Here is a 14,604-nt window from a genome sequence, read left to right as displayed (position 1 = left end):
TTTTTATTTTCCGCTGTGCTTTGCCTTGATTTGTCCTTTAGCCGTTTCAGCGGCTTGATCCAATGCTTGTTTCGGATCTGCTTTTCCTGTTGCAATCGTCTGTAATGCTGAATCAGCCGGTGTCCATATTTCATTCATTTCCGGAATATTTGGTGTCAGCTCTGCGAAGCGGGTTTGTTCCGTAACAGCCCGTGCCGCCTCGCTTTTCATAATAGCCGGATCATTGGCTAAGGATTTCACAGCAGGAACTTCTTTCGTTTTTTCATAGCGTGTTTTAGCATTTTTTTCGTTTGCAAGAAAAACGGCTAATTCCTGCGCCAGCTCCGCATTCTTTGAAAACGCACTGACGTTGTAGCTTTTGACGCCGATAAAGGAGCTCATGTTTTTCCCCTTTTCCAGTTCCGGCAGTTTCGTTATGCCATAATTGATTCCTGCTTTCGAAAAGGCGTCTACATTCCATGGGCCCGAGATAATCGCTGCGGCTTTTCCTTCTGTGAACAGTGATTCCAGCACGTTTATCCCTTGTTCTCCAATAATGCCTGCCGGGAATAAACCATCCTTGTAAAACTTTTGAATCTGCGCCGCACCTTTGACAGCGCCTTTATTATTGATCCCGATGTCTGACGGGTTATAGCTGCCGTCTTTGTCCTTTCCGAAAATATATCCGCCGTAACCGCTCATCACACTTTCCGCGTAATAAATTTGATCAAATAACGCTAAAAAGCCAAATTTGCTGCCGTGAGCAGTCTTTTTGGAATAGTCGTACCACTCCCCCAGCGTTTGCGGCAATTCCTTCTCTGAAATAAGATCTTTGTTGTAAAAAAGCACTGTCGTTTCGACCGCTTTAGGCAGCCCATAAAGCTTTTGATCTACCATTTGAGATTGGATGGAAGTGTCAGTGTAAAGCGATTGCACGTCCTTTTCAACATGTAATTCCTTGAGTAATCCCTCCGTGACAGCCGTTCCGATTTGGTCACCGGGCATTGTTAACACGTCAGGCCCTGTGCCGGCCGGACCGTCCATCCGCAAATCTTCAATCTGCTGGGCATACGGTTTTTCAACGACTTTGACCTTCACTTCATACTCTTTTTCAAAGGCGGCAACGGCACCTTTCATGCCGATGCTCTTTTCTTTATCCTCCCACACGACAAGCTTTGACCCTTTTGAGCTTGGTTTGGTGCTGCCGCTTTCCTTTGGGCCGCAAGCCGCCAAGGATAAACTGACAGCCGCGCAGAGCATGAGTGCGGAACACTTTTTCGCCATTTTCATTGTTTGTCACCCTTTCGCTAGTAATGAAAGCGCTTCAAAAAATAATATAGCGCGACTGAGAAAATATGTAAACAAACTATTTACTTCTATCAGTAAATCTTTTTACCAAATAAAAAAACAGCTTAGTGTCCTAAGCCATTCTTAATTCATACTCTTTCTGACGATTAATTCCGCGCCCACATATAATGTTTTTACCGTTCTTCTCTTGTCCTGCACTTGTTCAAGCAGCATCTCAACAGCATTTTTGCATAATTCATGTATATCAATATGAAACGTCGTCAGAGGGGGTGAGACATACTTTGCAAAGCTGATGTTGTTGATGCTCACAATGCTTACCCTGTTCGGTATGGCAATTCCTTTTTCGTTCAGGGCTTGCAGACAGCCAACTGCAATCGGGTCCGCCGCGATCAAAAAAGCCGTTGGAAGCTGATCGCCTAATGTGTCGATCGCTGCTGTCATCAGGCGATAGCCATTTTCTACAGAGAACCCGCGATGACAGAAGATATAGCACTCGTCCAGCAAGCCTTTTTCCCTCATATAAGATCTAAAGGTTTGTTCACGGATGTCCATTTCATCCTGATTGGTGTTCGGATTTTTGTATGTGCCGCCGATAAAACCGATGCTCTGATGCCCTTTCCCGCTCAGGATATTTACCGTCTTCCTTGTCATTTGAGCTAAATCGGGCCTTACCGAGTCAAAATGATCGGGATCAGGAGTTGAATCGATAAACACGCCGTTTTCAGTGAGATTTCTGAGAAAAGCCAGCTCTTCATCAGAAAATGTTCCGACGGCAATAAATCCTTCTGTATGTGCAGGAATGCTTTCGATTCCATCCGATATTTTATAAGTGGTCATGTCGACATTGAATGCTCTCGCCAGTTTCTCTACTTCTAATCTCATCGTTTTAAAATAGACATCTTCTAATTCTTCTTTATCTGTCAGCCAATATAAAAACGCAATATGTTTCACTAGCGGCCTTACTGTTTTCTTGCGGTAATTGAGTTTTTCCGCCGCTTCATAGATTTTCTCCCGTGTTTCATCAGGAACAGAAAGGCTTTCATCGTTATTTAAAACGCGGGAAACAGTTGAAATCGAAAATCCCGCTTCCTGTGCGATATCTTTAATTGTCGCCATTGCATCTGCCTCCATTATTCAGCTCGTATTCGTTTTAGTAAAATATTTTACTTTGTTTTTCACAAATGTCAAGTGCTGCTGCAAGCAAAAAGACTGAGCCATTTGTGGCTCAGTCTCGGTTTTTCATTCGGCACCGGCAGAATTGCCCGGGAAATGAGTTGGTTATTGCACATTTTCCTCGAAATATCCCGAAAGCACATCTTCCACATTCGTTAAATGCGCCAGCATAGCAGCCTCCGCCTGCCCTCCATCCTGTGCAGCCACGGCATTGTAAATCCGTTCATGCTCCTCATAAAGCCGCTGAACTGAGGTCTTCTTGGAAAACAGCCAGATTTTCCGTGTTTCTCTCATCGTTTCCAGCAGCAATGATGAAACGTGGTTCATCAGATGTTTGAGAAGATCGTTTTGGGAAGCGTCAGCCAGCGCCAGATGAAACGCGAAGTCTGCTTTCTCTCCAAGCTCTCCGTCGGCTTCAATGCTGCCCATTTCCTTTAACGCGGCATGAATTCTTTCGAGATCCTCTTCTGTTCTTTTTTCAGCAGCTAATGAAGCCACGCCGATTTCAAGCAGTTTTCTGACCTCGAGCAGCTGCTTGACGTCCTCTTTTTTCATAAGAAGGGCGGCTGAGAGCGGCTGAGAAATTTGATTGAGCTCAAATTCCTTTAGGTATGTGCCTTCTCCCTGTTTCATTTCGACAAGCCCCATCGCTTTTAGCGCGGAAAGTGCTTCGCGAACCGCTGAGCGGCTGACTTGAAAGCTTTCGGAAAGCGCTTGAACGGAGTCCAGTTTATCTCCCGGCTTCAATTCGCCATTTTTGATCATGTCTAATAGTGCGTCCGCCACTTCTTCATATATTTTCTTTGTTTTAATTTGTTTGTATTTCAATGCAATTCACCCCGTAACTTGTAGGTCTGGCTGTTTACGATCTATTATACTCTGTTTTTGGGGGAGCCAAAAGATTTTGACAATTTTGTCAAAAAGTCTTGTACTTTGATTTTTTTCAAAATATAATGCTAGGTAACTGGTCTTATTACCCAGTCATCAGATGATCATACCACCATCTATAGAAAACGCTTACACACAACGCCAGTTTATGTTTCAAGGAGGGGTTTGGGATGCAATGGACACAGGCATATACGCCTATAGGGGGAAATTTGCTTTTATCAGCGCTTGCGGCACTTGTACCGATTATTTTCTTTTTTTGGGCACTCGCGATTAAACGGATGAAGGGGTATACAGCGGGCTTGTCCACATTGGGGATCGCACTTTTCATCGCTGTATTGGTTTATCGGATGCCGGCGGAAAAAGCGCTGATGTCCGCGACACAAGGAGCCGTATACGGGATTTTGCCGATCGGCTGGATCATTGTGACGTCTGTTTTTTTGTATAAAATCACTGTGAAAACGGGACAATTTGATATCATTCGCAGTTCTGTTCTCTCGATTACGGATGATCGCCGGCTTCAGGCGCTCCTGATCGCTTTCTCATTCGGGGCTTTTTTAGAAGGAGCGGCGGGCTTCGGAGCGCCGGTCGCCATTTCAGCCGCGCTGCTGGTCGGCCTCGGCTTTAACCCTCTTTATGCGGCGGGAATCTGTTTGATCGCCAATACGGCACCGGTCGCCTTTGGCGCGATTGGGATTCCGATTACAGCCGTAGAAGGGCCGACAGGAATTCCGGCGATGGAGATTTCGCAAATGGTCGGGCGGCAGCTACCGTTTTTATCCGTATTTATTCCTCTTTATTTACTCATCATCATGAGCGGGTTCAGAAAAGCCTTTGAGGTCTGGCCGGCCATTCTCGTTTCCGGTGTTTCCTTTGCTGTCGTTCAATATCTTAGCTCCAATTTTTTAGGGCCTGAGCTGCCGGATGTTTTGTCAGCGCTTGTTTCGATGGCAGCGCTTGCTGTGTTTTTGAAATGGTGGAAACCGAAAACAACATTCCGGTTTGCCGGTGAACAGGAATCGGCCGCCGCGATTGAAACGGTGAAAACGAGTCAGGCAGCGCCTGTATACAGCGGGGGACAGATTTTTAAGGCCTGGTCGCCATTTTTGCTGCTGACGGTGATGATTTCTGTATGGGGCATTCCCTCTGTCAAATCCGCGCTGACCGGGCATTATGAAGGCGCTTCTGTTTTCTTGAAGTGGCTGAATGGTATTGGAGAAAAACTGACTTTCGCCCCTGGTGTGCCTTTTTTGAACAATCAAATTGTCAATGCTGACGGTACGCCGATTGAAGCACTTTACAAGCTTGAGGTGCTTGGTTCGGCCGGCACAGCGATATTGATTGCGGCCGTGCTGTCAAAGTTCATCACGGCGATTGCGTGGAAAGACTGGGGAGCTGTTTTTAAAGAAACGATCCAAGAGTTGAAGTTTCCGATTTTGACCATTGCTTCTGTCGTTGGTTTTGCTTATGTCACCAACTCTTCGGGGATGAGCACGACCCTCGGGATGACACTCGCGCTGACAGGTTCGATGTTCACCTTCTTTTCGCCTGTTCTCGGCTGGCTCGGCGTCTTCATTACCGGCTCGGATACGTCTGCCAACCTGCTGTTCGGCAACCTGCAGAAAGTCACCGCGTTATCAGTCGGCATGGACCCTGTTCTGTCTGTCGCCGCCAATTCATCAGGCGGTGTCACAGGAAAAATGATCTCGCCGCAGTCGATCGCGGTTGCGTGCGCCGCGGTAGGGCTCGCCGGGAAGGAGTCGGATCTTTTCCGCTTTACGATTAAGCACAGCTTGTTTTTACTGCTACTTGTTTGTATCATCACTTTTTTACAGCATCACGTTTTCAGCTGGATGATTCCAGCAGGATGATGCAGTATGAACAGTCAAGATTATCAAGAAATAAAAACAAAACTGGCAGATTGATGTTCTGCCAGTTTTATTTCTTAATATTTTTTTGATAATATCACCCACGAAGTGAAGGTCGTAATGATTGTTAAGGATATTAAAATCCTCATGATTTCAACTGCCGATAACGCCACTGCGCTGAACTGAATACTGAACAAGATCATTACGCAATAAATCAATACAGAATAAAGTGCGTACTGCATTCCTTTTTGCTTAATCAAGTTTGCTCTTTCATCTTTTTCTTTGAAATGCGGATAAATATAGCCCGCAGCAAAACTTAAATAAGACAGAGCTCCCCACATTAATAATTCAGTAAAGGAAACAGAATAAGTCACAATTTGAAAAAAAGCTTTCGTCAGTAAAATCATTGTGAATAAAGCGCCAATTATGAAGTAAACTTTTCGTAATGCCATGATTTTCACCTCTCGTTCTCATCTTCATAAAACATGTTTTCGACAGTTGTATGAAACGTTTTCGCGATTGCTAATGCCAGCGGCAAAGAAGGATTATATTTTCCTTTCTCAATTGATATAACCGTTTGTCTGCTGACGTTTAGCAGCTCAGCTAATGTATCTTGGGAATATCCATATTTCTTTCTGTATTCTATTAACCTATTTTTCAAAAGGATTACCTCTTTTTCCATTAATTGTACAATGAATTTATTATAACGTAAAGCTTGCTTTACAATTTGTGAATGCAGCACCGCAATTACGTAATAAAAATCCTCCCTTTTCGGGAGGATTTTATTTATACCGTTTTCTCGCTGCCGATGACGGAATGCTCATTTGATCGCGGTACTTTGCCACGGTGCGTCTGGAAATTTGAATGCCGTGCTGTTCATATAGCAAATCGGCAATCTTTTGATCTGAGAGCGGTTTTGTTTTGTCCTCTTGATTGATCAGGTCTTCAAGATGTGTTTTGACTGCATAGTTAGACGCATCTCCATCTCCTGAAGACTCGGCCTTTGCTGAGAAAAAGAGTTTCATCTCAAATAGTCCGTACGGCGTTTGCAGCGTTTTTCCTTTGATTGCCCGGCTTACAGTTGATTCATGAAGACTTAGGCAGTCTGCTACCTCTCTGAGAGTCAGCGGCTTCATTGCGCTTCTCCCTTTCAGAAAGAACTCCCTTTGCCGTGTGATCAGCTCATTGACAATTCTCGTGATCGTCTGTTTACGCTGTCGCAGCGCGCGGCTCAGCCAGCGCCATTCCTGATATTTCGCAGATAAATAAGAGGCGGTATCCTGACAGGAGCCCGACGATAAAAGCGGTCTGTACTGCGAATGCAGTTCTATTTCCGGAAACGAGCGGGTATTCAGCTCCGCTGCGATGTGCCCGTTTTTCACAGAGATAAAAATGTCAGGCTCGATATACATATCTTGCTCTGGCCGGGCAAACAGAAGGCCTGGTCTCGGATGAAGAGCCGCGATGTCATCAGAGATATCTTGAATGGTATGAAGCGGAATCCCGGTCTCTTTTGAAAGCGCTTTCCAGTTTTTTTGCGCAAAAGCATCAAAATGAGCTGAAACAAGCATTTCCGCTTGCTCATTTCTGTCCGGCAGCCGCTGTAATTGAAGAAGGATACATTCCTGCAGAGATCTTGCGCCGATTCCAGCTGGCTCTAACGACTGGAGTTTTGCCAAAACAGCTTCCGCTTCCTTGGCCGAAACAGATAGGCGCCGGGCTGCCTCCTCCACCTCTTCTTCCAAGTACCCGTTCGAATCAAGCGAATGAATCAGATAATTGAAAATCTTTTTTTCGGAGTTTGTCAGATTCATATCGAGTGACTGCTGTTTTAACACATCCTGCAATGTTTTTTGCGGATCACTTAATTGAAGGCCGGCTTCCTGTGGATTCATCCTGTTTTTATTTGTTTTATGGTAAGATAGTGGCGGTGTGTCTGTTTCCTTTCGTTCAATAAGAGGGTTTTCCAGTGAGAGCTCATCAATGTATTCGGCGAGTTCTGCCGAATGATAGCCAAGCAGCGTGATGGCCTGCCTGAGCTCCTGTGTCAGTTGAGGCTTTAATACTTGTACTTGCTGAAGTTTCATATCCATCTTGCTCACTCCCCTTTCTTCATTGTACATGATTGAGATCACACCGTATACATTTATGAAAAAGGAGCTGCCAAAAGAATGTCTGAACTTTTTTCCGTCCCTTATTTTATTGAGAATTTAAAACAGCATATTGAAATGAATCCGTCTGAGGATAAAATCCATGCGATGAACAGCTACTACCGTTCCGTCGTCTCAACGCTTGTTCAGGACCAGCTGACGAAAAACGCGGTTGTCTTGAAACGGATTCAGCATTTAGATGAAGCGTACAATAAAGTCAAACGGGGAGAATCAAAATAAACCTTCCGCTCACATGTGAGCAGGAAGGTTTTCCTTCTTTGAGGCGTTCTGGATGAGTCGGGTGTTCGGTACTTCTTCCATCCAGGTGTGATAGTAATTGGCGTTTTTCCCGTAGGAATTATCAATAACCGTGTTTTCTTTTTGAAGAAGAGACGACAAGATGTGGCCGTGCAGCCTTGACGTTTCCACCGATTCGTAACGGCTGAAAAACCGAATCGCTTTTTTGACGATATAATCCGAGTATTTTTCCCATATATACGCGATGGGCAGAAGATCGCCCGCTTTATTATTCAGGACGTTCAGCGTTTGCAGAAAAGCGATTGTCCGGCGGTCTGAAGCTGACAGCACCGTACGCCAGTCGTAGCTTTCCGCTTTTGCGTGTCCCTGAAGCTCCTTATCCGCTTCGTGATCTGTTCTGATAAATCTCAGCTTTTGATTGAACGGCTGCTGCGTGGGAACGACGGGAAACAGCTGATGGGCCATATCAGGCAGAAGCTTAATGTGATTGCTTGTAAAATAAGCCTGCGCCGTAGCATAGGAGGCTTTTTCCCTTGTGATGATATGGAGATTCGCATGTGCAGAAAATATCTCCGCCGTCCGTTTAAGATTGTCTTCGTTTTGAAAATAAATCGACTGCGGCAGAATCACGATTTTATGATTCGGATAGGTTTGGACGATTTTCTCTCTAAAGCCTTGATAATACGGATACAAATCCCCGAAGTTGCCGCCTCCCTGGCAGACGATGATGAGATTCGGATCCAGCTTTCGACCGACTGGAAAGTTGTCGGGATTCCAGCGTTTTCTGACCTGAATCCCATGTTCTTTAAAGAAGGCTTCTGTTCCCTTCATAATAAATAAATCCCCTACATTTCCGTATAGAGGATAATCGGCATAGATGATCTCGGATTGTTTCGGAATGACGTCGAGCAGCCCGGACAGTTTCTGTTTCAGGCTGATCATCGAATGCTTGCTGTCCATTTCTTCACCTCGCCAGTTTGGAATAAGTGTACGAGTACATCAATAACCCGGTCTTGCTCTTCTTCCGTCAGATTTGACCCTGATGGGAGACAGATTCCCCGCTTGAAAAGATCTTCGCATATGCTTCCTGTATCTTCATGAGCATAAAATAAAGACGGCTCAAACAGCGGCTGGGTATGGAGCGGCTTCCACAGCGGGCGCGCTTCAATGTTCTCTTCCGCAAGACGCTGAACCGCGTCATATGGGCTCAGCCCGTTATCAAGTGTAAGTGTGGTGAGCCAGCGATTGGATACACCTGCTGCATGTTCTGGCATAAAGCAGACTCCGTTTATGTCACCGAGTGCATTCTTGTATCTCGTGAAAATGGCCCTTCTTTTCTCCACCCGTTCATCCAGCACCTCAAGCTGGGCAATGCCCACGCCGGCCAAGATATTGCTCAGCCTGTAATTGTGCCCGATTTCGCTGTGCTGATAATGAACAGCCGGCTCACGTGCCTGTGAAGCGAGAAATCTTGCTTTTTCAATAGCTGCTTCATCATCTGAAACGAGCATCCCGCCACCTGATGTCGTGATGATTTTGTTCCCGTTAAACGAAAAAATGCCGAAGCGCCCAAATGTCCCGCTCTGCTTCCCTTTATAGACTGTGCCGAGAGATTCGGCTGCGTCCTCAATGACAGGAACTCCATATGCATCACACAGACTTACGATTTCATCCATTTTCGCGCTTTGCCCATATAGATTGACGGCAATGACCGCTTTTGGCAGCTTTCCGTTTCTTTTCGCTTCCTCCAGCGCTCTTTCTAGGGCTTGCGGCGACATGTTCCACGTATCAGGCTCAGAATCAATAAAGACGGGCACCGCTTTTTCATATAAAATCGGATTGGCGGTCGCCACAAATGTGAAGGACTGGCAAAACACGCTGTCCCCTTCTTTTATCTCAAGCAAACGCAGCGCCAGATGAATCGCCGCTGTTCCTGAGCTGACCGCCGCTGCCCCTTTTACGCCGACACGATCAGCCAATTGCTCTTCAAATGAATTCACGAGAGGCCCAAGCGGCGCAATCCAATTTGAGCGAAAGGCTTCTGAAATATAGTGCTGCTCTCTGCCGCTCATGTGAGGGGGAGATAAATAGATTCTTTTATGCATATAATCATCCTTTGTTTTATGTTTGAATGGGAGAAATAATGCGCGCCGGGGCACCGGCCGCCGTTACCCTGTCCGGTACGGAACGGATCACCGCCGAGCCGGCGCCGACAATGCTCCAAGATCCGATTGTGAGCTGCGGTATGACATTTGCGCCGGTTCCGATGTGAGCGCCTTCCTGAACGGCAACCGCTCCTGACAGCGTGACACGCGGGGAAAGATGAACATAATCGCTGAGTTGATTGTCGTGCTCTGCCACTGCGCCCGTATTGATGATGCAGTGGGCGCCGATCCGCGCATCCGCCTGAATGATCGCGCCCGCCATAATGACCGTCCCTTCCCCGATGACAGCGGACTTGCTGACGATGGCTGACGGGTGAATCAATGTAATAAAATCTTCTTTTTTCAGTCCCAGCCGCTCCGCCAGGTGTTTTCTGACACTGTTGTTTCCAATGGCGATCAGAAACATCACGTCGGGAACCAGCCTGCGCACGTCAGTAATGGCTTCCGGCGGGCCTGTGTACCACTCTTTTCCGGCTTCAAATGTTGGGAATTTATCATCCAGCAACGCGGCTAAGCGCGTATCTGACCGGGCGTTTATCAGCTCTCTGATCACCTTTCCGTGCCCGCCGTCACCCACAATGGCAACGTTTCTCATGAGGACACATCTCCTCTTCCTGTAAACCGTTCAGCGGTCACATGATTGGTTTGCTGAACCCCTTCTGAAACAAGCACTTTTCGCACCGTCAAACATAAAATTTTCAAATCGAGAAAAAATGACCGGTTGTCAACGTACCAAACATCTAATTCAAATTTCTTTTCCCAGGAAATCGCGTTCCTGCCGTTGATTTGCGCCCAGCCTGTGATGCCCGGCTTCACCTCATGGCGCCGGGCCTGCTTTTCTGTATAAAGAGGCAGATAGTCCATCAAAAGCGGGCGCGGGCCGACAAGGCTCAGATCGCCTTTTAAGACATTCAGCAGCTGTGGAAGCTCATCGATGCTCAGCTTTCTGATCAGCCTGCCCGTTTTCGTCAGCCGAACTTCATCAGGCAGCAGATTTCCTTCACTGTCCCGTTGATCGGTCATCGTCCGGAATTTATAAAGGGTGAACGGCTTGCCGTGCAGGCCCGGCCTTACTTGCTTAAAGAAGACAGGTGATCCTATTTTCAGCCTGACCACGGCGATGGTGAATAGAATGATGACACTTGTACAGCACAATAAAAAAATGGCGGCCGTCAGATCAAAAAGTCGTTTCAGGATCAAAGATTCACAGCCCCTTTCGTTTTTCGAAATCGTTTCAGTACCAACTGTCTTTCCTCTTTCGTACAAACAAGCGCAAACGCGAATATGGCGTAGCAGCAGCTGACTGTGATTCCCGCCGCAATCAGTGATGTCCAGCCGTCAATCTTCACAGCGAACCTGATTGCCTCACAGACCGCCCAGGCAAACACAGCCGCTGAAAGAGGCCCGATTATGCCTTTAAAAAACATGTGCTTTTTGTAGCCGGTCATGCGGGATACGTAAAGCGGCGTAAAAATGGCGTTTTTCAAAATAAGGGAAATCGCTCCGGCCAATGTAATGCCGTACAGGCCGAGATGAGCCGGCCCGCTCAGTGTGACGGCCAGCACCACATTTAACACGCCTAACAGCAGGGTAATGATCGCCGGGGTTTTTTGTTTATTAAAGGCGGTCCAGATATAAAACAGCGGCATAAAGGCGAGACTGACCACCAAGTATCCGGCATGAATATATAAAATCGGCGCGATAGACGAAAAGGACGGTCCGAGCCAGATCGTCAGAAAAGGCCCCGCCAGCCCGCCCAATAAGGCAGCAGGAAGCGCAAGCAGAAGACCGTTCAGCCTCACTGCCTTGTTGGCGTAATTCACCAATCCGTCCATATCGCCTTTTGAATAATACGACGTCATGAGAGGCGCAAACAGAGATGCGACCGTTCCAGCCAAGCTGCGCAGCAGCAGCGGAAACTGGATAATCGCCGCGTATTTTCCGGCTTCAGACGCTCCCAGCACCAAATTGGCGGTTAATAGATCAATCTGCAAAAAAAGCAGGACGCCGATTTGATTGACTGAGCTCCATGTGCCCGCCTGAAACAGCTCTTTGCTTATGCGGAATGAAAGATCCTTCACCCGAAACGTAAACCACGGAATCAGCTTTTTAAAGAAATAGAAAGACAGCACAGCCGCGATGACAGCACCAGCTAAAGCGGCAAGCTGGATCTGCCAGATTTTCGGTGTGAAGCATACAAACAAGAGCAGTACAGACAGCACGCGTACAAGCATTTGCACCGCCTGAATGGAGCTGGTGATGTAAAGACGGTTGGCATAAAATGGGGCAGCACCGAAACCCGCCATCAGAAACGTTAAAATAAACAGCAGACTGCCGATCAAAATCGACAAACGCACATCAGCCAAAAGCGCCTGCGGCACGTTCATGACCCGGTCAATAAAAAAAGCTGAACCCGCAAGAGGCAGCAAAAGAAGCAATGATATCAGAACAGACGCCGCCAAATAATTGCTGATATACGCATTTGCTTTATCCCGCTCCCCCCGATGTGCGGCGACAGAAAAAAACCGCACGACAACCGAGCTGAGCGCGACGGTGATGATCGAAAAGTAATTAATCACGTTTTGGGTCAAATGAACAAAACCGAACGCTTCCACACCAAGCGTTTTGACAATAAAAGGCGTCATCCAGACCGACAAGAAAACGGACAAGAGAAAAGCCGTGAGATTTGCGCTGAAATTGATCGTGAATTTCATGCCTGCTTCGCACTGCCTTTCATCGTTCCCCGCTGCTCGAAAAACAGCTTGATGAGAAAAATGAGCCGCAATTTGCACAATCCTAATACCAAACGCTCGCCTCTTAGTAATTTCTCATGCTGAAACGGTGTATGTCTGACAGCTTGCCGCACCATATCATAGGATAAGATGTGTTTGATCTGCTTTTTAATGTCTTTCGGCGAATTTGGAGAAGCACAGGCGTTTGCCAGAAGCATCGGAAGCTGGTGCTTGCAAATGTACACATTCAAATCTTCTTTGCATGCTCCTGCTATACCGTAATGATTGTAGAATGCGATTTTCGCCTGATATTGCTTTTGTATATGTTCATCCATCGCCGGCTTATAAGGGATTTCTGTCAGGCTGTTCGGGTTTTCACGATAGATGTACAAGCCTTCATCCAGCATTTTCACCCGCTCCGCTTCGCAAAAAGCGGACAAATTGAAGGGAGAGTCTTCAGCAAAACGGATGTCTTCATCGAACATCAGATGGGCTCTCTCCAAAAGCTCACGGCGATAAACATAACGCCATACATACCAGATAAATCTCGTTTCGTGAGCATATTTGAGCCATTCAGCCATTTCAGGTTTTGTCAGCACGCGGTTTGTGACAAGCTGCGGCGGCACATAAGTCCGCCTGTCCGCTGACTGCTTGTAAAAACCGCATCCAGCGATGTCGAGCCGGTGCTGTTCCGCTTCTTCAATCAACCTTTGGAACATGGCGGAAGATACATAATCGTCACCGTCCACAAAGCCGATGTACGTCCCCCGGGCGGCCTTTATTCCCGTATTACGCGCTGAACTCAACCCGCCGTTTTTCTGATGAATGACCCGGATTCTCGCATCCCGTTTTGCATAATCCTCTGCAATCTCGCCTGAACGATCCGGCGAGCCGTCATTCACGAGGATGATTTCAATATCAGAGATCGTTTGACGAAGGAGAGAGTCAATGCACTCTTCTATAAATGGTTCAACGTTATACATCGGGACAATAATGCTGACGAGCGGGGTCATTGCGCTTCACCGCTGATTTTGTCACGCAGCCCTTTAAAATACACGTCTCTCGGAAAGCCGGAACGGATTGTTTCTTTTGTTAACAGCTCTTTTACTGCGACTGTCACACGCTCCGGGTCCGGATGTTCAATCAGCTTCATGTATGGGATGTCTTTGAGCCATTGATAGCCTTCCATCACCTTGTGGTCAAAGGAGCGGATGACGACACACGGCGTTCCTGTCAGCGCGCAAAAAATCATGCCATGAAGCCTGTCAGTGACAACAGCTTCTGCACTTTGCAGCTTAGACCACAGCGCTTCAAGCTCCCGCTCCCGGGAATCACGGCTGACCCGGCGCCCGATTGTTGTCGTAAAGGCTTTAATGTCGCCGAATTCTTCAAATAGCGCAACCTTCACATTGTTTCTCTCATCTTCTTGAAGCACGCTTTCCTGATCCTCGCGCAAACACATATAAACCCCTTCGCGCTCTGCGGGGGTCTTGCTTCTGTCTAAGTACAGCACCATATCCGGCTGCTTCAAAATCATTTTTTCTTGAAAATGCTGTTTCATAAATTGATACGTTGTTTCATCCCTGGCCATCAGCAATAGGCCGGGGTGCGCATTATAAATTTTTTGCGCCCGTTTCAGCTCTTTGCGTCCCTTTTTCGTGTCAGAAAAATGAGCCGTTGCGGGAAGCTGGACAACTGGATAGTCATGAAATGTTTTAATGATGAAGCGGCGCGTCCACTCCTCATAGCGGTATAAGTCCCCCATGTTTCCGCCGCCGATGATAAAGACCATGTCCGCCGGATGGCGCGAGCGGAGCAGCGCTTTTGCTGATTTATAAATGTCCTTCATATCAACCTCGACGATGTTAAAATCGGGGTATTCCTGCTCAAGAAATGCCTTGCTGGCATAAGCAATCGCGTGATCCCCCAAATTGTCATGGGACGGCAGCAGGGTCAGTATGATTTTTTTCTGATGTGCTGCGGCCTTGACCGACTGATCGGCCGCACCCAGCCAATATTGGGACGGGTATTTGACCTTAAGCAGCAGCCATTCTGCAAGATTGATTTTCAACGATTGTAACGACAT

The 14,604-nt window shown here is 47.0% G+C and carries 15 protein-coding genes; 2 read left to right on the top strand and 13 right to left on the bottom strand.

Going from position 1 to position 14,604, the window contains the following annotated elements:
* Positions 1–3: 3 nt before the first annotated feature.
* The 3 genes from ACY3LV_RS13410 to lutR form a co-directional block, all read right to left on the bottom strand.
* On the bottom strand, positions 4–1,269 hold the full coding sequence (locus ACY3LV_RS13410) for a sugar ABC transporter substrate-binding protein (protein WP_464863955.1): 1,266 nt from the start codon (positions 1,267–1,269) through the stop codon (positions 4–6).
* Between the two features lie 141 nt (positions 1,270–1,410).
* Positions 1,411–2,403, bottom strand: coding sequence for a galactan degradation operon transcriptional regulator GanR (gene ganR, locus ACY3LV_RS13405; protein WP_333560918.1), 993 nt, complete (start codon positions 2,401–2,403; stop codon positions 1,411–1,413).
* A gap of 162 nt (positions 2,404–2,565) precedes the next feature.
* Positions 2,566–3,288 carry an L-lactate utilization/bacilysin biosynthesis transcriptional regulator LutR gene (gene lutR, locus ACY3LV_RS13400; protein WP_148962733.1) on the bottom strand — a complete coding sequence of 241 codons (723 nt, stop codon included), beginning with the start codon at positions 3,286–3,288 and terminating at the stop codon, positions 2,566–2,568.
* A gap of 230 nt (positions 3,289–3,518) precedes the next feature.
* Here lutR and lutP point away from each other — a divergent pair, with 230 nt between their 5' ends.
* A complete protein-coding gene (lutP, locus tag ACY3LV_RS13395; RefSeq protein ID WP_464863954.1) occupies positions 3,519–5,216 on the top strand; it encodes an L-lactate permease LutP in 1,698 nt (565 codons plus the stop codon).
* A 74-nt stretch (positions 5,217–5,290) separates the two neighbouring features.
* Here lutP and ACY3LV_RS13390 read toward each other — a convergent pair whose 3' ends face one another.
* From ACY3LV_RS13390 to rpoN, 3 genes are all read right to left on the bottom strand, one after another.
* Complete coding sequence (locus tag ACY3LV_RS13390) at positions 5,291–5,665, bottom strand: hypothetical protein (protein ID WP_333518134.1); 375 nt, start codon at positions 5,663–5,665, stop codon at positions 5,291–5,293.
* A gap of 5 nt (positions 5,666–5,670) precedes the next feature.
* Entirely contained in the window at positions 5,671–5,874 is a 204-nt protein-coding gene (locus tag ACY3LV_RS13385; protein WP_087993534.1) for a helix-turn-helix transcriptional regulator, read from the bottom strand.
* A 121-nt stretch (positions 5,875–5,995) separates the two neighbouring features.
* The gene (gene rpoN / locus ACY3LV_RS13380; RefSeq protein ID WP_464863953.1) at positions 5,996–7,306 is read right to left on the bottom strand and encodes an RNA polymerase factor sigma-54; all 1,311 of its coding nucleotides are present in this window, start codon (positions 7,304–7,306) and stop codon (positions 5,996–5,998) included.
* Positions 7,307–7,384: 78 nt separating this feature from the next.
* Between rpoN and yvfG the strand changes: the two genes are divergently transcribed.
* Positions 7,385–7,603: a protein YvfG gene (gene yvfG / locus ACY3LV_RS13375; RefSeq protein WP_105953948.1), complete on the top strand. Its 219-nt coding sequence runs from the start codon at positions 7,385–7,387 to the stop codon at positions 7,601–7,603.
* 9 nt (positions 7,604–7,612) lie between these two features.
* Here yvfG and ACY3LV_RS13370 read toward each other — a convergent pair whose 3' ends face one another.
* The 7 genes from ACY3LV_RS13370 to ACY3LV_RS13340 are packed head-to-tail and all read right to left on the bottom strand — an operon-like array spanning position 7,613 to position 14,604.
* On the bottom strand, positions 7,613–8,581 hold the full coding sequence (locus tag ACY3LV_RS13370) for a polysaccharide pyruvyl transferase family protein (protein WP_464863952.1): 969 nt from the start codon (positions 8,579–8,581) through the stop codon (positions 7,613–7,615).
* Positions 8,560–9,726: a DegT/DnrJ/EryC1/StrS family aminotransferase gene (locus tag ACY3LV_RS13365; protein WP_464863951.1), complete on the bottom strand. Its 1,167-nt coding sequence runs from the start codon at positions 9,724–9,726 to the stop codon at positions 8,560–8,562. Before ACY3LV_RS13365 ends, ACY3LV_RS13370 begins: the two co-directional genes overlap by 22 nt.
* Before the next feature lie 16 nt (positions 9,727–9,742).
* Positions 9,743–10,381 (bottom strand): acetyltransferase, encoded by a 639-nt coding sequence (locus tag ACY3LV_RS13360; RefSeq protein ID WP_464863949.1) that lies wholly within the window; start codon positions 10,379–10,381, stop codon positions 9,743–9,745.
* Positions 10,378–10,986, bottom strand: a complete 609-nt coding sequence (locus ACY3LV_RS13355) for a sugar transferase (protein WP_148962725.1) — start codon at positions 10,984–10,986, stop codon at positions 10,378–10,380. Before ACY3LV_RS13355 ends, ACY3LV_RS13360 begins: the two co-directional genes overlap by 4 nt.
* Entirely contained in the window at positions 10,983–12,500 is a 1,518-nt protein-coding gene (locus ACY3LV_RS13350; RefSeq protein ID WP_333560923.1) for an MATE family efflux transporter, read from the bottom strand. Before ACY3LV_RS13350 ends, ACY3LV_RS13355 begins: the two co-directional genes overlap by 4 nt.
* A complete protein-coding gene (locus ACY3LV_RS13345; protein WP_464863948.1) occupies positions 12,497–13,531 on the bottom strand; it encodes a glycosyltransferase in 1,035 nt (344 codons plus the stop codon). The genes ACY3LV_RS13350 and ACY3LV_RS13345 overlap by 4 nt, the downstream gene beginning before the upstream one ends.
* A complete protein-coding gene (locus tag ACY3LV_RS13340; RefSeq protein ID WP_464863947.1) occupies positions 13,528–14,604 on the bottom strand; it encodes a polysaccharide pyruvyl transferase family protein in 1,077 nt (358 codons plus the stop codon). Before ACY3LV_RS13340 ends, ACY3LV_RS13345 begins: the two co-directional genes overlap by 4 nt.

Source organism: Bacillus sp. 11C, from assembly GCF_055486375.1.
The sequence above is the reverse complement of the archived record's forward strand: the minus strand, read 5'-3'. Positions and strand labels throughout refer to the sequence as shown.

What these genes read in the sequence shown, in the direction of transcription:
- lutP (WP_464863954.1), top strand. Translation starts at nt 3,519, where the DNA reads ATGCAATGGACACAGGCATATACGCCTATAGGGGGAAATTTGCTTTTA.
- yvfG (WP_105953948.1), top strand. Translation starts at nt 7,385, where the DNA reads ATGTCTGAACTTTTTTCCGTCCCTTATTTTATTGAGAATTTAAAACAG.
- ACY3LV_RS13340 (WP_464863947.1), bottom strand. Translation starts at nt 14,604, where the DNA reads ATGTCGTTACAATCGTTGAAAATCAATCTTGCAGAATGGCTGCTGCTT.
- ACY3LV_RS13345 (WP_464863948.1), bottom strand. Translation starts at nt 13,531, where the DNA reads ATGACCCCGCTCGTCAGCATTATTGTCCCGATGTATAACGTTGAACCA.
- ACY3LV_RS13360 (WP_464863949.1), bottom strand. Translation starts at nt 10,381, where the DNA reads ATGAGAAACGTTGCCATTGTGGGTGACGGCGGGCACGGAAAGGTGATC.
- ACY3LV_RS13390 (WP_333518134.1), bottom strand. Translation starts at nt 5,665, where the DNA reads ATGGCATTACGAAAAGTTTACTTCATAATTGGCGCTTTATTCACAATG.
- ganR (WP_333560918.1), bottom strand. Translation starts at nt 2,403, where the DNA reads ATGGCGACAATTAAAGATATCGCACAGGAAGCGGGATTTTCGATTTCA.
- ACY3LV_RS13365 (WP_464863951.1), bottom strand. Translation starts at nt 9,726, where the DNA reads ATGCATAAAAGAATCTATTTATCTCCCCCTCACATGAGCGGCAGAGAG.
- ACY3LV_RS13370 (WP_464863952.1), bottom strand. Translation starts at nt 8,581, where the DNA reads ATGGACAGCAAGCATTCGATGATCAGCCTGAAACAGAAACTGTCCGGG.
- ACY3LV_RS13410 (WP_464863955.1), bottom strand. Translation starts at nt 1,269, where the DNA reads ATGAAAATGGCGAAAAAGTGTTCCGCACTCATGCTCTGCGCGGCTGTC.
- ACY3LV_RS13350 (WP_333560923.1), bottom strand. Translation starts at nt 12,500, where the DNA reads ATGAAATTCACGATCAATTTCAGCGCAAATCTCACGGCTTTTCTCTTG.
- rpoN (WP_464863953.1), bottom strand. Translation starts at nt 7,306, where the DNA reads ATGGATATGAAACTTCAGCAAGTACAAGTATTAAAGCCTCAACTGACA.